Consider the following 22,519-nt stretch of genomic DNA (forward strand, 5'->3'; position numbering starts at 1 on the left):
TTTCCGGAAGCGAAAATGGCCTTATTACAAATTAGTGAGCCTGGTCTGAGCGCCGCGCCGCACCAGCGTCGTCTGGCGGTCGGTATCGATTTAGGCACCACCAACTCCCTGGTTGCGACCGTACGCAGCGGCCAGGCCGAAACGCTGGCAGATCATGAAGGTCGCCACCTGTTGCCGTCAGTGGTTCACTATCAGCAGCAGGGCTACTCGGTCGGTTACGATGCCCGCGCCAATGCTGCGCTGGATACGGCAAACACCGTCAGCTCGGTAAAACGCATGATGGGCCGCTCTCTGGCGGATATCCAGGCGCGTTACCCACATCTGCCTTATTCATTCCAGGCGAGCGAAAACGGCCTGCCGATGATTGAAACCGCTGCCGGTTTGCTTAATCCGGTGCGCGTATCCGCTGACATTCTGAAAGCGCTGGCCGCGCGGGCAACCGAATCGTTGTCCGGCGAACTGGATGGCGTAGTGATCACCGTTCCGGCTTACTTTGACGATGCACAGCGTCAGGGGACGAAAGACGCCGCGCGTCTGGCGGGCCTGCACGTATTGCGTCTGCTGAACGAACCGACCGCTGCGGCGATCGCTTATGGCCTGGATTCCGGTCAGGAAGGCGTGATCGCGGTCTATGACCTTGGCGGCGGTACTTTTGATATTTCTATTCTGCGCCTGAGTCGCGGCGTGTTTGAAGTGCTGGCGACCGGTGGTGATTCCGCGCTTGGCGGCGACGATTTTGACCATCTGCTGGCCGATTACATTCGCGAGCAGGCGGGCGTTGCCGATCGCAGCGATAACCGCGTACAGCGCGAACTGCTGGATGCCGCGATTGCAGCGAAAATCGCACTCAGCGACGCCGATTCTGTGACGGTTAACGTGGCAGGATGGCAGGGTGAAATCACCCGTGAAACCTTTAATGAACTCATTTCCGCACTGGTTAAACGTACGCTGCTGGCCTGCCGCCGTGCGCTGAAAGATGCGGGCGTTGAGCCGCAGGATGTGCTGGAAGTGGTAATGGTCGGTGGTTCAACGCGCGTGCCGCTGGTACGTGAACGCGTCGGTGAATTCTTTGGCCGTACGCCGCTGACCTCTATCGACCCGGACAAAGTGGTCGCCATCGGTGCGGCAATCCAGGCGGATATTCTGGTCGGGAATAAACCGGACAGCGAAATGTTGCTGCTGGACGTTATCCCGCTGTCTCTGGGACTGGAAACCATGGGCGGTCTGGTGGAGAAAGTGATCCCGCGTAACACCACTATCCCGGTGGCGCGTGCGCAGGACTTCACCACGTTTAAAGATGGCCAAACCGCGATGTCCATTCACGTGATGCAAGGCGAGCGTGAGTTGGTGCAGGACTGTCGTTCACTGGCGCGTTTTGCGCTGCGCGGTATCCCGGCGTTGCCGGCAGGCGGCGCGCATATCCGCGTGACCTTCCAGGTCGATGCTGATGGGCTGCTGAGCGTCACCGCTATGGAGAAATCCACCGGCGTTGAGTCCTCGATTCAGGTCAAACCGTCCTACGGTCTGACCGACAGTGAAATCGCCTCCATGATTCAGGATTCGATGAGTTTTGCCGAGCAGGACGTTAAAGCTCGTATGCTGGCAGAACAGAAAGTCGAAGCGGCACGCGTACTGGAGAGTTTATCCGGTGCGCTGAACGCTGATGCCGCGCTGTTAAGCGCCGCAGAACGTCAGGCTATCGACACCGCCGCCGCGCACTTGAGCGAGGTAGCACAGGGTGACGATGTTGACGCGATAGAACAAGCCATTAAAAACGTAGACAAACAAACCCAGGAATTCGCCGCTCGCCGTATGGACAAATCCGTCCGTAGCGCGCTGAAAGGCCATTCCGTGGACGAGGTTTAATATGCCAAAGATTGTTATTTTGCCTCATCAGGATCTCTGTCCCGATGGCGCAGTTCTGGAAGCTGAGACCGGCGAAACCATTCTCGACGTTGCCCTGCGTAACGGTATCGAGATTGAACACGCCTGTGAAAAATCCTGTGCCTGCACGACCTGCCACTGCATTGTACGTGAAGGTTTTGATTCTTTGCCGGAAAGCACAGAAGAAGAAGACGACATGCTGGATAAAGCCTGGGGACTGGAGCCGGAGAGCCGTTTAAGCTGTCAGGCACGGGTAACCGAGGACGATTTAGTGGTCGAAATCCCACGTTACACAATCAATCATGCACGTGAGCATTAACAGAGGGTAGTATGGGACTGAAGTGGACCGATAGCCGCGAAATCGGCGAGGCGTTGTACGACGCGTTCCCCGATCTCGATCCCAAGACCGTTCGTTTCACCGATCTGCACCAATGGATCTGTGACCTGGAAGAGTTCGATGATGATCCACAGGCATCGAACGAAAAAATCCTTGAGGCCATTTTACTGGTCTGGCTGGACGAAGCCGAATAAGTCAACGGGCTGCCCACGGGTGGCCCGTTTTCCTGTATGCGCGAAATAAGGATAAATAAAATGACAGAAGCCATGAAAATTACGCTTTCCACGCAACCCGCTGATGCTCGCTGGGGTGAAAAGGCGACATACAGCATTAATAATGACGGTATTACCCTGCACCTGAACGGAAAAGATGATCTCAGCCTTATCCAGCGCGCCGCGCGTAAAATTGACGGCCTGGGTATTAAACATGTCCAACTGGATGGTGAAGGCTGGGATACCGAACGTAGCTGGGCGTTCTGGCAGGGTTACAAAGGACCAAAAGGCACCCGCAAAGTTGAGTGGGCCGCTCTGGACGAGGCGCAGCGCAAAGAGCTGGATAACCGTCTGAAGATTATTGACTGGGTGCGCGATACCATTAACGCACCTGCAGAAGAGCTGGGCCCGGAACAGCTGGCGCAACGCGCGGTAGACCTGCTGTGCGGCGTGGCCTGCGACAACGTCTCGTACCGTATCACCAAAGGTGAAGATCTGCGCGAGCAGAACTACATGGGGCTGCATACCGTAGGTCGAGGCTCTGAACGCCCGCCGGTGCTGCTGGCGCTCGATTACAACCCGACTGGCGACAAAGAAGCTCCAGTTTATGCCTGCCTGGTTGGCAAGGGAATTACCTTTGACTCCGGCGGATACAGCATCAAGCAAAGCGCATTTATGGACTCAATGAAGTCCGATATGGGCGGTGCGGCAACGGTCACCGGCGCGCTGGCGTTTGCCATCACCCGTGGCCTGAACAAGCGTGTAAAGCTGTATCTGTGCTGCGCGGATAACCTGATCAGCGGCAACGCCTTTAAGCTTGGCGATATCATTCACTATCGCAACGGTAAAAAAGTTGAAGTGATGAATACCGATGCTGAAGGGCGTCTGGTACTGGCCGATGGCCTGATCGATGCCAGCGCGCAAAAACCTGAATTGATCATTGATGCTGCCACGCTGACCGGCGCGGCGAAAACCGCACTGGGCAACGATTACCACGCGCTGTTTAGCTTTGATGACCAACTGGCCGCGCGTTTGTTGGCAAGTGCGGCGCAAGAAAACGAGCCGTTCTGGCGTTTGCCGTTGGCAGAGTTCCACCGTAGCCAACTGCCGTCAAATTTTGCCGAGCTGAACAATACCGGCAGTGCGGCCTACCCAGCGGGTGCAAGCACCGCGGCGGGCTTCCTGTCCCATTTCGTGGAAAATTACCAGCAAGGCTGGCTGCACATCGATTGCTCTGCAACCTATCGCAAAGCGCCGGTTGAGCAGTGGTCTGCGGGCGCAACTGGTCTGGGTGTGCGCACCATCGCGAATCTGCTGACCGCATAATTCACGACTGTATTGCCGGATAGCGCTAAGCTTATCCGGCTTACATGTATTCATCCAATTTGTGATACTTATGTCCGAAACAAAAAATGAATTAGAAACGTTGCTGGAGCAAGCAGCGACAGAGCCTGCGCATCGTCCGGCATTTTTCCGTACTTTACTGGAATCCACCGTCTGGGTGCCGGGTACTGCCGCAGAAGGCGAGGCGGTAGTAGAAGACAGTGCCCTCGACCTTCAACACTGGGAAAAAGAAGACGGCACGACCGTGATCCCGTTCTTCACCTCCCTGGAAGCCCTGCAACAGGCGGTTGAAGATGAGCAAGCATTTGTCGTTATGCCGGTGCGTACGCTATTTGAAATGACGCTTGGCGAAACGCTCTTTCTCAACGCTAAACTGCCGACCGGCAAAGAGTTTATGCCGCGTGAAATCAGCCTGCTGATGGGGGAAGAGGGTAATCCGCTAAGCACCCAGGAAGTACTGGAAGGTGGTGAATCGCTGATCCTTTCTGAAGTCGCCGAACCTCCGGCGCAGATGATTGACTCACTGACCACGCTGTTTAAAACCATTAAGCCGGTAAAACGCGCATTTCTCTGCTCAATCAAAGAAAGTGCGGAAGCCCAGCCGAATCTGCTGATTGGTATTGAAGCTGAAGGTGATATTGAAGAGATCATCCATGCTGCGGGTAGCGTCGCGACCGATACGTTGCCGGGTGATGAACCCATTGATATCTGCCAGGTGAAGAAAGGTGAGAAGGGCGTGAGTCACTTTATCACTGAGCACATCGCACCGTTCTACGAACGCCGCTGGGGCGGTTTCCTGCGCGATTTCAAACAGAACCGGATTATCTGAGTGAAGGAAAGCCGCCACGAAGGATAATACCTCGCGCACTGAATAATTTTGCCGCTAACTCAGTTGGCTTTTTCTCCCTCAAAAGGGAGTATTAGTGCGCTACGATGAGCCTGCGTTGCTAAAGCAGCACAGCCTGCTGGAAAGGCCGCGAACCGGATAGGCACAAAAAACCGCTCATTGAGCGGTTTTTTTGTGGGTGAAAAAGATGAGTAAATCAGATTTTATTGAGTCTCAGCCGGTTCTACCGGTAAATCGTTACGCGCGCCCCATTCGCTCCATGCGCCGTCATACAATGCGACGTTAGAAACGCCCAGCGTGGCAAGCGCCAGCACAACCACCGCCGCCGTGACGCCTGAGCCGCAGCTGGCGATAATGGGACGGTCAAAGCTTACGCCATGGCTGAAGAAAATAGCATCCAGTTCGTCGGTAGTTTTCAGTTCACCGTCACGAACCAGCTCTGTCCACGGTACGTTAAGCGCACCAGGCACATGGCCACGCTTGAGGCCTGGACGCGGCTCGTCAACTTCGGCATTAAAACGCGCAGCCGGTCGGGCATCGACGATCTGCGCCGTTTTTTCATGACTGGCCAGCAGTACGTCGGTAACGCGCACAACCGCTTCAGGCGTAAATGCCACGTTAAATTCACCTTCCGGTAAATCCTCATTTCCTTCTTGGAGCATTAGCTCATCGCGCTGCCAGCCAGCCAGACCGCCCGCCAGAATGGAGACATTCTCGACACCAAATGTCCGCAGCATCCACCATGCGCGTGGCGCGGAAAACAGGTTGCCGTCATCGTAGACAACCAGGTGTTTATCCTGATGAACGCCCAATTCGCGCATCGCTACGGCAAAGGCTTCCGGTCGCGGCATCATATGCGGTAGCGGTGACGTATGGTCGGAAAGCGCTTCAATATCAAAAAAGACTGCGCCAGGAATATGGCCCGCGCGATACTCCTCGCCAACATCGCGATCTTCCTGTCCTGGAGGTGCCATCCGGGCATCAAGAATTTGTATTTCCGGATCGTCAATGTGTTCGGCAAGCCAGTCGGCAGCGACAAAAAAGGCGGTGGTCATAGGCATCTCCATTTTTACCAGGTTTTGGCAAATTGTCGGATGTTTAGTGCAATGCGACAAGTAAAAGAGGCTGATTTGTCAGGCGAATCCACATTAATCACGAAAAATAGGACAACGTAGAATAGTTACTGGCTTCCACAGCCGAAAATCTGACGCATAATAGTTGTTCTACGTAGCTAACGGGCCACTACGGCCAGGGATGAAAAATGAAACATTTACGCGTAGCGGCCTGTATGCTGATGCTGGCACTGGTTGGGTGCGATAATAATAACGAAAAATCACCGACGGCTGCGAAGCCTGATGCGCCTGCACCGCAGACTGCGCCAGCAAAAGATAAGGCCCAATTACAAAAGCTGATTCAGCAAAGCCAGGGCAAGTCGCTGACGTTGCTTGATGCCTCCGAGGTCCAACTCGACGGCGCGGCAACGCTCGTTTTGACCTTTTCCATTCCCCTCGATCCGGAACAAGATTTTTCTCGCGTAGTGCACGTTGTTGATAAAAAAAGCGGCAAAGTGGATGGTGCCTGGGAGCTGGCACCAAATCTAAAAGAGCTACGCTTACGCCATCTCGAACCTAATCGAGAACTGGTGGTTACCATTGAGCGTGATTTACTGGCGCTGAATAAAGCGACGTTCGCTATCGATTATGAAAAAAACATTACCACCCGCGACGTCCAGCCAAGCGTAGGGTTCGCTAGTCGCGGCTCGCTGCTGCCGGGAAAAGTGATTGAAGGGTTACCGGTGATGGCCCTTAATGTTGATAGCGTGGATGTGAACTTCTTTCGCGTGAAGCCTGAATCGCTCGGTGCGTTTGTCAGCCAGTGGGAATACCGTAATTCGTTGTCAAACTGGGAGTCAGACAATCTGCTGAAAATGGCGGAACTGGTTTATACCGGACGCTTTGACCTCAATCCTGCGCGTAATACCCGAGAGAAGCTGCTACTGCCACTGAGCGATATTAAGCCGTTGCAGCAAGCAGGCGTTTACATTGCGGTGATGAATCAGGCCGGACACTATAACTACAGCAATGCTGCTACGCTGTTTACGCTCAGTGACATTGGTGTCTCTGCGCACCGTTACCACAATCAACTGGATGTCTTTACGCAGAGTCTGGAAAACGGCGCTGCGCAGCAGGGTATTGAGGTTACGTTACTCAACGAAAAAGGGCAGACGCTGGCGCAGGCTACCAGCGACGCGCAGGGTCACGTCAAGCTGGAAACTGATAAAGACGCGGCCTTATTGCTGGCCCGCAAAGATGGGCAAACTACGCTGCTGGACCTGAAGCTCCCGGCGTTGGATCTGGCTGAATTTGATATTGCCGGCGCGCCGGGATACAGCAAGCAGTTCTTTATGTTTGGCCCCCGAGACCTCTATCGCCCTGGCGAAACGGTGATCCTCAACGGATTACTGCGAGATAGCGACGGCAAAACGCTGCCTGACCAGCCGGTGAAGCTGGAGGTCGTTAAGCCCGACGGACAGGTGTTACGCTCGGTAGTGAGCCAGCCGGAAAACGGTCTGTATCGCTTTAGCTGGCCGCTGGACAGCAGCGCGCCAACCGGCATGTGGCATATTCGTGCCAATACTGGCGACAACCAGTCGCGGATGTGGGATTTCCACGTCGAAGATTTCATGCCTGAGCGGATGGCGCTCAATCTCACCGCCAATAAGATGCCGGTGGCTCCAACTGATGAAGTGAAGTTCTCGGTGGTGGGCTACTACCTGTACGGCGCGCCCGCCAACGGCAATGCTCTGCAAGGGCAGCTTTTCCTGCGCCCGTTGCGGGAAGCGGTGCAGGCATTACCGGGGTTCCAGTTTGGTAATATTGCCGAAGAAAATCTTTCTCGCAGCCTCGATGAGGTTCAGTTGACGCTGGATGACCACGGTCGCGGCGAAGTGACTACCAACAGCCAATGGCAGGAGACGCATTCTCCGTTACAGGTGATTCTGCAAGCCAGCCTGCTGGAGTCGGGTGGCCGTCCGGTGACGCGTCGGGTTGAACAAGCCATCTGGCCTGCGGATACGCTGCCAGGTATTCGTCCGCAGTTTGCGGCGAGAGCCGTTTATGACTACCGCACCGATACTACCGTCAATCAGCCTGGCGTTGATGAAAACAGCAATGCCGCTTTTGATATTGTGTATGCCGATGCGCAAGGCGAGAAAAAAGCGGTGTCCGGTTTACAGGTGCGTTTGATTCGTGAACGCCGTGATTATTACTGGAACTGGTCTGAAGGCGAGGGCTGGCAATCGCAGTTCGATCAAAAAGATCTGGTTGAGGGTGAGCAGACCCTGGATCTTAAGGCCGATGAGACCGGTAAAGTCAGCTTCCCTGTCGAGTGGGGTGCCTATCGCCTGGAAGTGAAAGCTCCGAATGATGCGGTGAGCAGCGTGCGCTTCTGGGCTGGCTATAGCTGGCAGGATAACAGCGACGGCAGCGGGGCAGTACGTCCCGATCGCGTGACCCTGAAACTGGATAAACCCGGCTATCGTCCCGGCGATACCATGAAGCTACACATTGCCGCACCCGCTGCAGGCAAAGGTTACGCGATGGTGGAGTCCAGCGAAGGCCCGCTGTGGTGGCAAGAGATAGACGTACCGACGGATGGTCTTGATATCTCCATCCCGGTCGATAAAACCTGGAATCGCCATGATTTGTATCTCAGCGCGCTGGTGGTTCGTCCTGGCGACAAGTCTCGTTCGGCAACGCCAAAACGGGCAGTCGGCTTACTGCATTTGCCGTTAGGCGATGAAAACCGTCGTCTGGCGCTGGCGCTGGAAAGTCCGGCAAAAATGCGTCCAAATCAGCCGTTGACCGTCAAGATTAAAGCCAGCGTTAAAAATGGCGACGAGCCAAAACAGGTTAACGTGCTGGTCTCAGCCGTTGACAGCGGGGTGTTGAACATTACCGATTACGCCACGCCGGATCCGTGGCAGGCGTTTTTCGGGCAAAAACGCTATGGCGCGGATATTTATGATATTTACGGCCAGGTGATCGAAGGGCAAGGACGTCTGGCGGCGCTGCGCTTTGGTGGTGATGGCGATGAGTTAAAACGCGGCGGCAAGCCACCGGTTAATCACGTCAATATCGTGGCGCAACAGGCGCTGCCGGTGACGCTTAACGAGCAGGGCGAAGGTACGGTGACGTTACCAATTGGTGATTTCAACGGCGAGCTGCGGGTAATGGCGCAAGCCTGGACGGCGGATGACTTTGGCAGTAGCGAAAGCAAAGTGATTGTCGCCGCGCCGGTAATTGCTGAACTGAACATGCCGCGCTTTCTGGCGGGGGGCGATACCTCGCGCCTGACGCTGGACGTGACCAATCTGACTGACAAACCGCAAACGCTGATTATTAATCTCGCGGCCAGCGGTTTACTGGAGCTGATGGGGCAAGATCCCGCCCCGGTGAATCTGGCGCCAGGCGTACGGACTACGCTGTTTATTCCGGTGCGTGCGCGGGAGGGCTTTGGCGATGGCGAAATTCAGGCGCAAATTAGCGGTCTGAATCTACCGGGTGAAACGCTGCCTGTTCAGCATAAACAGTGGAAAATTGGCGTGCGACCGGCGTTCCCGGCGCAAACTGTTAATTACGGCGTCGCACTTCAGCCGGGCGCAACCTGGCAGCTTCCGGGCGAAGAACTGACGAATTTCTCTCCTGTGACGATGCAGGGACAACTGCTGTTCAGCGGTAAACCACCGCTGAATCTGGCGCGCTATATCCGTGAACTGAAAGCTTACCCTTACGGTTGCCTCGAGCAAACGGCGAGCGGGTTGTTCCCATCCTTATACACCAATGCCGCGCAGTTGAAGGCGTTAGGTATCGCGGGCGACAGCGATGAAAAACGCCGTGCGGCAGTAGAGATTGGCATCTCTCGTTTACTGCAAATGCAGCGTGATAACGGCGGTTTTGCGCTGTGGGGTAAGAACGGGTCGGAAGAGTACTGGCTGACCGCGTATGTGATGGATTTCCTCGTTCGCGCGAATGAACAGGGCTATAGCGTTCCGGCAGAGGTGATTAACCGGGGTAACGAGCGGCTGCTGCGCTATTTGCAGGATCCGGGCATGATGTCGATTCGCTATACCGACGACGCATCAGCAAGCCGGTTTGCCGTACAGGCCTACGCCGCGCTGGTGCTGGCTCGTCAGCAGAAAGCCCCGCTCGGCGCGCTGCGTGAGATCTGGGAGCGTCGTGCACAGGCGGCTTCCGGTTTACCGCTGTTGCAACTGGGGATAGCGCTGAAAAACATGGGCGACGCCAACCGCAGTGAACAAGCGTTGACGCTGGCGCTGAATACGCCACGCCGTGATGCGCAGCAGTGGATGGCGGATTACGGCAGTCAGCTACGTGACAACGCGCTGATGCTGGCATTGTTGGAAGAGAACAAGCTTAAACCTGACGTGCAGAATACGCTGCTGAACACCTTGTCAGAACAGGCCTTTGGGCAGCGCTGGCTCTCTACTCAGGAAAACAATGCGCTGTTCCTTGCCGCGCGTACGTTGCAGGACTTGCCAGGCTCGTGGCAGGCGCAAACGTCACTCTCTGAACAGGCGTTAGCCGGGGAGAAATCACAAACGCGTAATCTGGATGCTGACGCGCTGTCTACGCTGAACGTCACCAATACCGGTAATCTGCCGCTGTGGCTGCGTCTGGATGTGAGTGGTTACCCGCAAACCTCGCCGACGCCTGCCAGCAACGTCCTGCACATTGAGCGTCAGATCCTGGGACTCGACGGGAACAGCAAAGCGCTGGATTCTCTGCGCAGCGGCGAGCTGGTACTGGTCTGGCTGGAGGTGAAAGCCAGCCAGAACGTACCGGATGCATTGGTGGTTGACTTACTGCCAGCCGGCCTGGAGCTGGAAAACCAGAATCTGGCCAACGGCAGCGCCAGCCTGCAGGACAGCGGCAGCGAGGTAGCGAATTTGCTCAATCAGATGCAGCAGGCGGATATCCAGCACGTTGAGTTCCGTGACGATCGCTTTGTCGCCGCGGTAGCGGTCAACGAAGGACAGCCTGTGACGCTGGTCTATCTGGCGCGGGCGGTAACGCCGGGGACCTATCAGGTTCCTGTGCCGCAAGTGGAGTCAATGTATGTTCCGCAGTGGCGCGCGACCGGTGCGACAGAGGGGCTTTTGATTGTCAGACCGTAAATGATGCGCGGGTTGGGGAAACGCGGCTGCTGGCTCTGGCTGGCAGCCGTTGCGCTATTGCTGGTAGCGTGGGTTTGGGCGGCAGATAAAATCTGGCCGCTGCCGCTTCACGAAGTCGATCCGGCACGTGTCGTAGTGGCTTACGATGGTACGCCGCTATGGCGCTTCGCCGACGCGGACGGCATCTGGCGTTATCCGGTGACTATTGATGAGGTGTCCCCCCGTTACCTTGAGGCGTTAATCAACTACGAAGACCGCTGGTTCTGGAAACATCCCGGCGTCAATCCGTTTTCAGTGCTGCGCGCGGCATGGCAGGACCTCTCCTCAGGTCGCGTCGTTTCAGGCGGCAGTACGCTCACCATGCAGGTCGCACGATTGCTCGATCCCCACCCGCGAACTTTCGGCGGCAAGTTCCGCCAGCTCTGGCGCGCATTGCAGCTGGAATGGCATCTTTCTAAGCGCGACATCCTGACGCTATATCTTAACCGTGCGCCGTTTGGCGGCACGCTGCAGGGCGTGGGTGCTGCGAGCTGGGCCTACCTTGGTAAATCACCCGCACAGTTGAGTTATTCCGATGCCGCGCTGCTGGCCGTGTTGCCGCAGGCACCGAGCCGTCTGCGCCCGGACCGCTGGCCGGACCGCGCTGAAGCGGCGCGCAATAAAGTGCTTGAGCGCATGGCGACGCAGGGCGTTTGGCCTGCCAGACAGGTGCAGGAGTCACGCGAAGAACCGGTCTGGCTGGCGCCCAGACAAATGCCGCAGTTAGCGCCGTTATTCTCGCGCATGATGCTGGGAAAAAGCCGGAGCGATAAAATCGTGACCACCCTTGACGCCGGATTGCAGCGCCAACTGGAAGAGCTGGCGCAAAACTGGAAGGGCCGCTTACCTGCGCGCAGTTCGCTGGCGATGATTGTGGTCGATCACACTGATATGAGCGTGCGTGGCTGGGTGGGGTCGGTAGATATGAATGACGACTCCCGCTTTGGCCATGTGGATATGGTGAATGCGATCCGCTCGCCGGGCTCGGTGCTGAAGCCGTTTATCTATGGTCTGGCGCTGGATGACGGATTAATTCATCCTGCTTCATTGTTGCAGGATGTGCCGCGTCGAACCGGAGATTATCGACCAGGGAATTTTGACAGTGGTTTTCATGGTCCGGTGAGTATGAGCGAAGCGCTGGTGCGCTCGCTGAATTTACCCGCCGTGCAGGTACTTGAAGCCTATGGCTCGAAGCGTTTTGCCGCATCGTTACGTAACGTTGGCTTACCGTTGTATCTGCCCGCAGGTGCCGCACCGAATCTGTCGCTGATTTTGGGCGGGGCAGGGGCCAGACTGGAAGACATGGCGGCGGCGTACAGTGCGTTTGCCCGTCAGGGAAAAGCGGGGAAACTGCGCCTGCAGCCAGACGATCCACTGCTGGAGCGTCCGTTGATGTCGGTGGGCGCGGCGTGGATTATTCGCCGCATTATGGCCGACGAAGCGCAACCGCTGCCGGATAACGCGCTGAGCAGAGTGGTTCCGCTGGCGTGGAAAACGGGTACCAGTTATGGTTATCGCGATGCGTGGGCGATTGGCGTTAACGCCCGTTATGTGATGGGTATCTGGACTGGCAGACCCGACGGTACGCCGGTGGTGGGCCAGTTTGGTTTTGCCAGCGCCGTGCCGCTGCTCAATCAGGTCAACAATCTTTTGCTCTCTCGCGGGACAAATCAGCCAGAGGATCCGCGCCCTGAATCCGTTAGCCGCGGCGTAGTGTGCTGGCCGGGCGGGCAGTCACTTGCGCCCGGAGACAGTAACTGTCGACGCCGTCTGGCAACCTGGCTGCTGGAGGGCAGCCAGCCGCCTACGTTGTTATTGCCCGAACAGGAGGGCGTGAGTGGTATTCGTTTCCCCGTCTGGCTGGATGATGAAGGCAAACGTGTGGCGGCGGATTGTCCGCAAGCGCGCGAACAAACGTTAATCGTCTGGCCTTTACCGCTGGAGCCATGGCTGCCGGAGTCAGAGCGCCGTGGGGCGAGATTACCGACGGTTTCTGCCACGTGTCCGCCGCTGGGGCAGGATGCTTCGCTGCCGTTGCAGTTGACAGGGGTTCGTGATGGCGCGATTGTGAAGCGTTTACCCGGCTCTGCGCTGGCCTCATTGCCGGTACAAACCAGCGGTGGGACTGGCGATCGCTGGTGGTTTCTTAACGGTGAACGGCTGGATGAACGCGGACGCCGTCTTACGCTACGGCTGGCGACCAAAGGGGATTATCAACTGCTGGTGATGGATGACGCCGGACAGGTGGCGACGGTGAGATTTTCGTTGCAGTAGACTACCAGGTGATTTTTGTTGCTAAAATTCATCTTATTTTAAAGAAATGTTATCTTCGTCAATAGTCAATTGCCGGGATGCTCTTTATAATCCGCGCCAGGTAAACAACAACAAAACATCTTTTTCAGAGGTAATCATGGCTATTGAACGTACTTTTTCCATCATCAAACCAAACGCGGTGGCAAAAAACGTTATTGGGAGCATCTTTGCGCGCTTTGAAGCAGCAGGGTTCAAAATTGTCGGTACTAAAATGCTGCACCTGACCGTTGAGCAGGCGCGTGGCTTCTATGCTGAGCATGATGGTAAGCCGTTCTTTGACGGTCTGGTTGAATTCATGACCTCCGGTCCAATCGTTGTTTCTGTTCTGGAAAGCGAAAATGCCGTACAGCGTCACCGTGATCTGCTGGGTGCAACCAACCCGGCGAATGCGCTGGCGGGTACTCTGCGTGCAGACTACGCTGATAGCTTCACTGAGAACGGTACTCACGGTTCCGACTCCGTTGAATCTGCCGCGCGTGAAATCGCCTATTTCTTCGGTGAAGGCGAGGTTTGCCCGCGCACGCGCTAATCTCCTGCGTTTTTCACATCGCATAGTTTTCTATGCTTTCAGGGAGGCTCGAACGTGCCGCTTTCCTGCGATGCGAAATCCTTTGGAGAGGAATTAGCGATTTACATATTATTTTCGCTAATGCTTCGTGCAAACGTGGCATCCCTGCGCCAGACTTTGTACAATGCAACGCCCCGGAAGAGCAGAACGCTTGCCGGGGCGTTTCTTTTTAACCCTCCACGGGCCACAACGTGTAACAACGAGGCCGGAAAAAATTATGTCTGAATTAGTTAACACCTCTGAAGTCGTCATTCCTGCGGTTCCAAATAAAAATGGAAAAATCAACCTGCTGGATCTGAACCGTCAGCAAATGCGCGAATTCTTCAAAGATATGGGTGAAAAACCGTTTCGTGCCGATCAGGTCATGAAGTGGATGTACCACTATTGCAGCGACAACTTTGATGACATGACTGACATCAATAAGGTGCTGCGTAACAAGCTGAAAGAAGTGGCTGAAATTCGCGCCCCGGAAGTGGTGGAAGAGCAGCGTTCCTCTGACGGTACGATCAAATGGGCCATCGCGGTTGGCGATCAGCGCGTAGAAACCGTGTATATCCCGGAAGACGATCGCGCGACCCTGTGTGTTTCTTCACAGGTCGGTTGTGCATTAGAGTGTAAATTCTGCTCTACGGCGCAACAGGGCTTTAACCGTAACCTGCGGGTGTCGGAAATCATTGGTCAGGTCTGGCGTGCGGCGAAAATCGTCGGCGCGGTGAAAGCAACGGGCGTGCGTCCTATCACCAACGTGGTGATGATGGGGATGGGCGAGCCGCTGCTCAACCTGACCAACGTGGTGCCAGCGATGGAAATCATGCTGGATGACTTCGGTTTTGGGCTGTCCAAGCGTCGCGTCACGCTCTCCACCTCAGGCGTTGTCCCTGCGCTGGATAAGCTGGGCGATATGATTGATGTCGCGCTGGCGATTTCTCTGCATGCGCCGAACGATGAAATTCGTGACGAAATTGTACCTATCAACAAAAAGTACAATATCGAAACATTCCTTGGCGCGGTTCGTCGTTATCTGGAGAAATCCAACGCTAACCAGGGTCGTGTGACCATTGAGTATGTGATGTTAGATCACATCAATGATGGTACTGAACACGCGCATCAGTTGGCAGAGCTGCTGAAAGATACGCCGTGTAAGATTAACCTGATCCCGTGGAACCCGTTCCCTGGCGCGCCGTATGGCCGTAGCTCTAACAGCCGTATCGATCGTTTCTCCAAAGTGTTGATGAGCTATGGTTTCACTACCATCGTGCGTAAAACACGTGGCGATGACATCGATGCAGCCTGCGGTCAGCTGGCGGGTGACGTTATCGACCGTACCAAGCGTACTCTGCGTAAGCGTATGCAGGGCGACGCTATCGATATCAAGACCGTTTGATGTTGAGTGCACTACGGTATAATTCATGTACCGTAGTGCAACGTAAGCCAAATGAGGTTCTTTGTTGTTTTCGTGAGGTCAATAATAACGGTGCGTTTTTGTCGACTTTAAGGCAGTATGTAACGGCGCAACAAGCCTTTAGCCCTCAGGTTTACGTTGTTTTGTCTTTGATAGTCTGACCGTTTTATACTGTCTGACGAAGGTTAACTGACCAGATGTTTCGCGGTGTGGGTGAGCATTGTGGCTCGCCGGCATCAGAACCCAAATTTACGCAGCTGTAGCGAATGAATACTGAAGCCACGCACGACAAAAATGAAGCACTATCCACCGGCGTTCGTCTGCGCAATGCCCGTGAACAACTCGGATTCAGCCAGCAGGCAGTCGCGGAGCGACTTTGCCTGAAGGTCTCCACGGTACGTGATATTGAAGAAGATAAGGCGCCAGCCGATCTCGCTTCAACATTCCTGCGCGGGTATATCCGTTCTTATGCGCGTCTGGTGCATATTCCTGAAGAAGAACTGTTGCCAGGGCTGGAAAAACAGGCTCCGATTCGCCCAGCCAAAGTCGCACCGATGCAGAGCTTCTCGCTCGGTAAGCGTCGTAAAAAACGCGACGGCTGGTTAATGACCTTTACCTGGCTGGTGCTGTTTGTCGTTGTCGGACTGACGGGAGCCTGGTGGTGGCAGAACCATAAAGCGCAGCAGGAAGAGATCACCACCATGGCCGATCAATCCTCCGCTGAGCTGAATGCCGGTAAAGATGGTGCGCAGAACGTACCGTTAGATACCAGCGCCGCAGCGGGCCAGGATACTACCCCGGCTCCAGACGATGGCGCGGTGGCGGACGCAGCGCCTACGCCAGATGTTGCTGCAACCTCGGCACCTGCCGCTGATGCGCAGCAGAATGCCGTTGTGGCACCTTCTCAGGCTAACGTCGATACCGCAACTGCAGCGCCAGCTACCGCGGCGCCGCTGCCAACTGACCAGGCGGGTGTCACTACCCCAGCAGCCGATTCTAACGCACTGGTAATGAACTTTACCGCCGATTGCTGGCTGGAAGTGACCGATGCGACCGGAAAAAAACTGTTCAGTGGTATGCAGCGTAAGGACGGCAATCTGAATCTGACGGGTCAGGCGCCGTACAAACTGAAAATTGGCGCTCCGGCGGCAGTGCAAATTCAGTTCCAGGGTAAACCTGTCGATCTGAGTCGTTTTATCAGAACTAACCAGGTTGCGCGTCTGACCGTTAATGCCGAACAATCACCGGCTCAGTAACAGACGGCAATGCGGGAGATTTTTTAATGCATAACCAGGCTCCAATTCAACGTAGAAAATCGACACGCATTTACGTTGGGAACGTGCCGATCGGCGATGGCGCGCCCATCGCCGTACAGTCTATGACCAATACGCGTACCACAGATGTGGAAGCGACGGTTAATCAGATCAAAGCGCTGGAACGCGTCGGCGCAGATATTGTTCGTGTCTCTGTACCGACAATGGATGCCGCAGAAGCGTTCAAGCTTATCAAACAGCAGGTTAATGTCCCGCTGGTTGCCGATATTCACTTCGACTATCGTATCGCGCTGAAGGTGGCGGAATACGGCGTCGATTGCCTGCGTATCAACCCAGGCAATATCGGTAATGAAGAGCGTATACGCATGGTAGTGGACTGCGCTCGTGATAAAAATATTCCTATCCGTATCGGCGTCAACGCCGGATCGCTGGAAAAAGATCTGCAGGAAAAATACGGTGAACCGACGCCGCAGGCGCTGCTGGAATCCGCTATGCGCCATGTGGATCACCTCGATCGTCTGAACTTCGATCAATTCAAAGTCAGCGTTAAAGCGTCTGACGTTTTCCTCGCCGTAGAATCCTATCGCCTGCTGGCGAAACAGATCGATCAACCGCTGCATTTGGGGATCACCGAAGCCGGTGGTGCACGCAGTGGGGCGGTAAAATCAGCGATCGGTTTAGGATTGCTGTTGTCCGAAGGGATCGGCGATACGCTGCGTGTCTCTCTGGCAGCGGATCCGGTGGAAGAGATCAAGGTTGGCTTCGATATCCTGAAATCGCTGCGCATTCGTGCGCGCGGGATCAACTTTATCGCCTGCCCAACCTGCTCGCGTCAGGAGTTCGACGTTATCGGTACGGTGAACGCGCTGGAACAACGTCTGGAAGATATCATTACGCCAATGGATGTTTCGATTATCGGCTGCGTGGTGAACGGTCCTGGCGAAGCGCTGGTTTCTACGCTGGGCGTGACGGGCGGTAACAAGAAAAGCGGTCTGTATGAAGACGGCGTGCGTAAGGATCGACTCGATAACGACGATATGATTACGCAGCTTGAAGCCCGCATTCGCGCCAAAGCGAGTATCCTGGACGAAGCGCGTCGTATTGACGTGCAGCAGCTTGAAAAATAACAACGTGATGGGAAGCGGCGTGCTTCCCGTGTATGATTGAACCCGCATGGCGCCCGCATTGTTCGGGTTAGCGCTGAGGGTTCATTTTTATATTCATAAAGAGAATAAACGTGGCAAAAAACATTCAAGCCATTCGCGGCATGAACGATTATCTGCCTGGCGAAACCGCCATCTGGCAGCGCATTGAAGGCACTCTCAAAAACGTGCTCGGCAGCTACGGTTACAGTGAAATCCGCTTGCCGATTGTAGAGCAGACCCCGTTATTCAAACGCGCGATCGGTGAAGTCACCGACGTGGTTGAAAAAGAGATGTATACCTTTGAGGACCGTAATGGCGACAGCCTGACGTTGCGTCCTGAAGGGACTGCGGGCTGCGTACGCGCCGGCATCGAACATGGTCTCCTGTACAATCAGGAACAGCGTCTGTGGTATATCGGGCCGATGTTCCGCCACGAACGTCCGCAAAAAGGGCGCTATCGTCAATTCCATCAGCTGGGTGTCGAAGTGTTTGGCCTGCAAGGTCCGGACATCGATGCTGAACTGATTATGCTGACCGCTCGCTGGTGGCGCGCGCTGGGTATTTCTCAGCATGTCAGCCTTGAGCTGAACTCAATTGGTTCGCTTGAAGCCCGCGCTAACTACCGTGATGCGCTGGTCGCCTACCTGGAACAGCACAAAGAGAAACTGGACGAAGACTGCAAGCGCCGTATGTACACTAACCCGCTGCGCGTTCTCGACTCCAAAAACCCGGAAGTACAGGCGCTGCTCAACGACGCACCTGCGCTGGGCGACTATCTTGATGACGACTCTCGCGAGCACTTTGCGGGCCTGTGCAAACTGCTGGAATCCGCAGGTATTGCCTACACCGTCAATCAGCGTCTGGTTCGTGGTCTTGATTATTACAACCGCACCGTATTTGAGTGGGTCACCAGCAGCCTGGGCTCTCAGGGTACCGTGTGTGCCGGTGGGCGTTACGACGGTCTGGTAGAGCAACTTGGCGGTCGCGCAACGCCGGCCGTGGGTTTTGCCATGGGTCTGGAACGACTTGTTTTGTTAGTTCAGGCAGTTAATCCGGAATTTAACGCAGATCCTGTTGTCGATATATACCTGGTCGCTTCGGGGGCGGATACGCAGTCGGCGGCAATGCGGCTTGCAGAACGTCTGCGCGATGAAGTTCCTGGTGTGAAACTGATGACAAACCACGGTGGCGGCAACTTTAAGAAACAGTTCGCCCGCGCCGACAAGTGGGGCGCCCGCGTTGCACTGGTACTGGGCGAGTCCGAAGTGGCTGACGGTACTGTTGTAGTGAAGGATTTGCGCTCTGGTGAGCAAACGGCAGTAGCGCAGGATAGCGTTGCCGCGCATTTGCGCACTCTACTGGGCTAAGGAGAAGGACAGCGTGGAAATTTACGAGAACGAAAACGACCAGATTGATGCAGTAAAACGCTTCTTTGCTGAAAACGGCAAAGCGCTGGCTGTTGGGGTCATTTTAGGGGTTGGCGCGCTGGTTGGCTGGCGTTACTGGACCAGCCATCAGACGGAGTCCGCACGCTCTGCTTCTCTGGCATATCAAAATACGGTGACTGCGGTTAGCGCGGGTAAACCGGATAGCCTTCCTGCTGCAGAGAAATTTGCCGCAGAAAACAAAAATACCTACGGCGCGTTAGCTTCACTGGAACTGGCGCAGCAGTTTGTTGACCAAAATGAACTTGAGAAAGCCGCAAGCCAGCTGCAACAAGGCTTAGCAGCGACCAGCGATGAGAATCTCAAAGCGGTGATTAATCTGCGTCTGGCTCGTGTTCAGGTTCAGCTTAAACAGGCTGATACCGCGCTGAAAACACTCGACACCATTAAAGGTGAAGGGTGGACGGCCATTGTTGCCGACCTGCGCGGTGAAGCATTGCTGAGCAAAGGCGATAAACAAGGTGCGCGTAGCGCATGGGAAGCGGGCGTGAAAAGCGATGCCTCTCCTGCTCTGAGCGAAATGATGCAGATGAAAATCAATAATTTGTCCATCTGAGAGGGACCCGATGCAATTGCGTAAATTACTTCTGCCAGGGCTGCTTTCCGTTACCCTATTGAGCGGCTGTTCACTGTTTAGTGGCGAAGAAGATGTCGTTAAGATGTCCCCATTACCGGTGGTTGAAAACCAGTTTACTCCGTCTACGGACTGGAGCACCTCTGTAGGTAACGGTATTGGTGATTTCTATTCCAATCTTCATCCTGCGCTGGCGGATAACGTTGTCTATGCAGCCGATCGCGCCGGCGTCGTTAAGGCGTTAAATGCGGACGACGGCAAAGAAGTCTGGTCTGTTAATCTGGGTGAGAAAGACGGCTGGTTCTCCCGCGCATCTGCACAGCTTTCTGGCGGTGTAACCGTGTCCGGTGGCCATGTTTACATTGGCAGCGAAAAAGCGCAGGTTTATGCGCTGAACACCAGCGATGGTACCACCGCATGGCAGACGAAAGTTGCCGGTGAAGCGCTGTCTCGTCCTGTTGTGAGCGATGGCGTGGTATTAATCCACACCAGTAACGGTCAGTTGCAGGCCCTGAACGAAGCCGACGGCGCTATCAAATGGACCGTTAACCTCGACATGCCTTCTCTGTCTCTGCGCGGCGAATCTGCCCCAGCGACCGCCTTTGGCGCAGCTATCGTTGGCGGTGATAACGGCCGCGTAAGCGCCGTGCTGATGCAGCAGGGCCAGATGATTTGGCAGCAGCGTATTTCTCAGGCGACAGGTCCAACGGAAATCGATCGTCTGAGCGACGTTGATACCACGCCGGTTATCGTCAATGGCGTTGTCTACGCGCTGGCTTATAATGGTAACCTGACGGCGCTGGATCTGCGCAGCGGTCAGATCATGTGGAAACGTGAACTGGGCTCAGTGAATGATTTCATCGTCGACGGTAACCGTATCTACCTGGTTGACCAGAACGACCGTGTACTGGCGCTGACCACCGACGGCGGTGTGACGCTGTGGACGCAAAGCGATCTGCTGCACCGTCTGCTGACGTCCCCGGTATTGTATAACGGCAATCTGGTCGTGGGTGATAGCGAAGGCTACCTGCACTGGATTAACGTTGACGATGGCCGCTTTGTCGCCCAGCAGAAAGTTGACAGCTCTGGTTTCCTGACCGAGCCGGTCTCTGCTGATGGTAAACTGCTGATCCAGGCGAAAGACGGTACGCTGTACTCTATTACGCGTTAATCGTCCCGGCCGCTCGCTTTGAAAAACGGCTCCTGGTGCAGGGGCCGTTTTACTGTTTTTAACAACGGCGCAAAAAATGTGCCCGTTGTCTGATGATTTATTAAATGAGGCTTTAAACATGGTACCTGTGGTCGCGCTTGTCGGGCGCCCTAACGTTGGCAAATCCACGTTATTTAACCGTCTAACTCGCACCCGAGATGCGCTGGTTGCGGATTTCCCGGGTCTGACTCGTGACCGTAAGTACGGTCGTGCGGAAATTGAAGGCCGCGAGTTTATCTGTATTGATACCGGCGGTATTGATGGCACCGAAGACGGTGTAGAAACCCGCATGGCGGAACAGTCGCTGTTGGCGATCGAAGAAGCGGACGTTGTGCTGTTCATGGTAGATGCACGTGCTGGCCTGATGCCTGCGGATGAAGCCATTGCGAAACATCTGCGTTCGCGCCAGAAACCGACGTTCCTGGTAGCCAACAAAACTGACGGACTCGATCCTGATCAGGCGGTCGTCGATTTCTACTCGCTGGGTCTGGGTGAAATTTATCCGATCGCGGCATCCCATGGTCGTGGCGTTCTCAGCCTGCTGGAGCATGTTCTGCTGCCGTGGATGGATGACGTTGCTCCTCAGGAAGAGGTGGATGAAGATGCAGAATATTGGGCGCAACTGGAAGCCGAAGAGAACGGCGAAGAAGAGCCTGAAGATGACTTCAATCCGCAGGATCTGCCGATCAAACTGGCGATTGTTGGTCGCCCGAACGTAGGTAAGTCCACGCTTACTAACCGTATTCTCGGCGAAGACCGCGTAGTGGTTTACGACATGCCGGGGACCACGCGTGACAGTATTTATATCCCGATGCAACGCGATGAGCGCGAATATGTGCTCATTGATACCGCGGGCGTGCGTAAGCGCGGCAAAATTACCGAAGCAGTAGAAAAATTCTCAGTTATCAAAACGCTGCAGGCGATTGAAGATGCCAACGTGGTGATGCTGGTGATTGACGCGCGCGAAGGTATTTCCGATCAGGACCTGTCGCTGCTGGGCTTTATCCTCAATAGTGGGCGTTCACTTGTTATTGTGGTCAACAAGTGGGATGGCCTGACGCAGGAAGTGAAAGAGCAGGTCAAAGAGACTTTGGACTTCCGTCTGGGCTTTATTGATTTTGCGCGTGTACACTTCATCTCTGCGCTGCACGGCAGCGGCGTGGGTAATCTGTTTGAATCGGTCCGCGAAGCGTATGACAGCTCCACCCGTCGCGTCAGCACCGCGATGCTGACGCGTATTATGACTATGGCGGCAGAAGATCATCAGCCGCCGCTGGTGCGTGGTCGTCGTGTGAAGCTGAAATATGCCCACGCCGGTGGTTATAACCCACCAATCGTGGTGATTCACGGCAACCAGGTCAAAGACCTGCCGGATTCCTACAAGCGCTATCTGATGAACTATTTCCGTAAGTCTTTGGATGTGATGGGGACGCCGATCCGCATTCAGTTCAAAGAAGGGGAAAACCCGTTTGCGAACAAGCGTAATACGCTGACGCCGACGCAGATGCGTAAACGTAAGCGTTTGATAAAACACATCAAAAAAAGCAAGTAACCGTTGCTGATGCTGATAAAAACCCGTGCTTGTCGCGGGTTTTTTTTCGAAGTTCCATCGCCAGCCTCAGCCCGTGCGATGTCAATCACTATTCATTTTTTACCAAGTTTAAATCTAAGAAAGTAGACATTTGTCGAGTTTTCGTCTTAAAGTCCGGGGGCTGGTACTAGACAAAAC

Annotated in this window: 16 protein-coding genes; 15 read left to right on the forward strand and 1 reads right to left on the reverse strand. The window is 55.0% G+C overall.

What is annotated here, in order from left to right:
* Nucleotides 1-15: 15 nt before the first annotated feature.
* From hscA to sseB, 5 genes are all read left to right on the forward strand, one after another.
* Nucleotides 16-1,866, forward strand: coding sequence for a Fe-S protein assembly chaperone HscA (hscA, locus tag HV352_RS06245; protein ID WP_016157138.1), 1,851 nt, complete (start codon nucleotides 16-18; stop codon nucleotides 1,864-1,866).
* A gap of 1 nt (nucleotide 1,867) precedes the next feature.
* The gene (gene fdx, locus HV352_RS06250) at nucleotides 1,868-2,203 is read left to right on the forward strand and encodes an ISC system 2Fe-2S type ferredoxin (protein WP_003037690.1); all 336 of its coding nucleotides are present in this window, start codon (nucleotides 1,868-1,870) and stop codon (nucleotides 2,201-2,203) included.
* A gap of 11 nt (nucleotides 2,204-2,214) precedes the next feature.
* Nucleotides 2,215-2,415 (forward strand): Fe-S cluster assembly protein IscX, encoded by a 201-nt coding sequence (gene iscX / locus HV352_RS06255; RefSeq protein WP_003037694.1) that lies wholly within the window; start codon nucleotides 2,215-2,217, stop codon nucleotides 2,413-2,415.
* A gap of 60 nt (nucleotides 2,416-2,475) precedes the next feature.
* A complete protein-coding gene (pepB, locus tag HV352_RS06260) occupies nucleotides 2,476-3,759 on the forward strand; it encodes an aminopeptidase PepB (RefSeq protein ID WP_016157137.1) in 1,284 nt (427 codons plus the stop codon).
* A gap of 70 nt (nucleotides 3,760-3,829) precedes the next feature.
* Nucleotides 3,830-4,606: an enhanced serine sensitivity protein SseB gene (gene sseB / locus HV352_RS06265; protein ID WP_016157136.1), complete on the forward strand. Its 777-nt coding sequence runs from the start codon at nucleotides 3,830-3,832 to the stop codon at nucleotides 4,604-4,606.
* Between the two features lie 221 nt (nucleotides 4,607-4,827).
* On the opposite strand, the gene sseA is transcribed toward sseB, so the two are convergent.
* Nucleotides 4,828-5,679 (reverse strand): 3-mercaptopyruvate sulfurtransferase, encoded by an 852-nt coding sequence (gene sseA / locus HV352_RS06270; RefSeq protein WP_047358240.1) that lies wholly within the window; start codon nucleotides 5,677-5,679, stop codon nucleotides 4,828-4,830.
* A gap of 206 nt (nucleotides 5,680-5,885) precedes the next feature.
* On the opposite strand from sseA, the gene HV352_RS06275 reads away from it, so the two are divergent.
* The 10 genes from HV352_RS06275 to der all read left to right on the forward strand — a co-directional run bounded on the left by HV352_RS06275 (nucleotide 5,886) and on the right by der (nucleotide 22,342).
* Nucleotides 5,886-10,820, forward strand: coding sequence for an alpha-2-macroglobulin (locus HV352_RS06275; RefSeq protein ID WP_181635289.1), 4,935 nt, complete (start codon nucleotides 5,886-5,888; stop codon nucleotides 10,818-10,820).
* Nucleotides 10,821-13,133 (forward strand): peptidoglycan glycosyltransferase PbpC, encoded by a 2,313-nt coding sequence (gene pbpC, locus HV352_RS06280; RefSeq protein WP_181635290.1) that lies wholly within the window; start codon nucleotides 10,821-10,823, stop codon nucleotides 13,131-13,133.
* Between the two features lie 136 nt (nucleotides 13,134-13,269).
* Nucleotides 13,270-13,701: a nucleoside-diphosphate kinase gene (gene ndk / locus HV352_RS06285; RefSeq protein ID WP_003037710.1), complete on the forward strand. Its 432-nt coding sequence runs from the start codon at nucleotides 13,270-13,272 to the stop codon at nucleotides 13,699-13,701.
* Between the two features lie 256 nt (nucleotides 13,702-13,957).
* Nucleotides 13,958-15,124 (forward strand): bifunctional tRNA (adenosine(37)-C2)-methyltransferase TrmG/ribosomal RNA large subunit methyltransferase RlmN, encoded by a 1,167-nt coding sequence (locus HV352_RS06290; protein WP_016154002.1) that lies wholly within the window; start codon nucleotides 13,958-13,960, stop codon nucleotides 15,122-15,124.
* Between the two features lie 284 nt (nucleotides 15,125-15,408).
* On the forward strand, nucleotides 15,409-16,398 hold the full coding sequence (gene rodZ / locus HV352_RS06295) for a cytoskeleton protein RodZ (RefSeq protein ID WP_181635291.1): 990 nt from the start codon (nucleotides 15,409-15,411) through the stop codon (nucleotides 16,396-16,398).
* A gap of 26 nt (nucleotides 16,399-16,424) precedes the next feature.
* Nucleotides 16,425-17,543 carry a flavodoxin-dependent (E)-4-hydroxy-3-methylbut-2-enyl-diphosphate synthase gene (gene ispG, locus HV352_RS06300; protein WP_016154000.1) on the forward strand — a complete coding sequence of 373 codons (1,119 nt, stop codon included), beginning with the start codon at nucleotides 16,425-16,427 and terminating at the stop codon, nucleotides 17,541-17,543.
* A 110-nt stretch (nucleotides 17,544-17,653) separates the two neighbouring features.
* Nucleotides 17,654-18,928 (forward strand): histidine--tRNA ligase, encoded by a 1,275-nt coding sequence (gene hisS / locus HV352_RS06305; RefSeq protein WP_019077380.1) that lies wholly within the window; start codon nucleotides 17,654-17,656, stop codon nucleotides 18,926-18,928.
* Between the two features lie 13 nt (nucleotides 18,929-18,941).
* Nucleotides 18,942-19,562, forward strand: a complete 621-nt coding sequence (locus HV352_RS06310; RefSeq protein ID WP_016157128.1) for a YfgM family protein — start codon at nucleotides 18,942-18,944, stop codon at nucleotides 19,560-19,562.
* A 10-nt stretch (nucleotides 19,563-19,572) separates the two neighbouring features.
* The gene (gene bamB / locus HV352_RS06315; protein WP_016153997.1) at nucleotides 19,573-20,751 is read left to right on the forward strand and encodes an outer membrane protein assembly factor BamB; all 1,179 of its coding nucleotides are present in this window, start codon (nucleotides 19,573-19,575) and stop codon (nucleotides 20,749-20,751) included.
* 118 nt (nucleotides 20,752-20,869) lie between these two features.
* On the forward strand, nucleotides 20,870-22,342 hold the full coding sequence (gene der, locus HV352_RS06320; RefSeq protein WP_016153996.1) for a ribosome biogenesis GTPase Der: 1,473 nt from the start codon (nucleotides 20,870-20,872) through the stop codon (nucleotides 22,340-22,342).
* Nucleotides 22,343-22,519 lie beyond the last annotated feature (177 nt).

This window comes from Citrobacter sp. RHBSTW-01044, assembly GCF_013781945.1.
Taxonomy (GTDB): domain Bacteria; phylum Pseudomonadota; class Gammaproteobacteria; order Enterobacterales; family Enterobacteriaceae; genus Citrobacter; species Citrobacter braakii.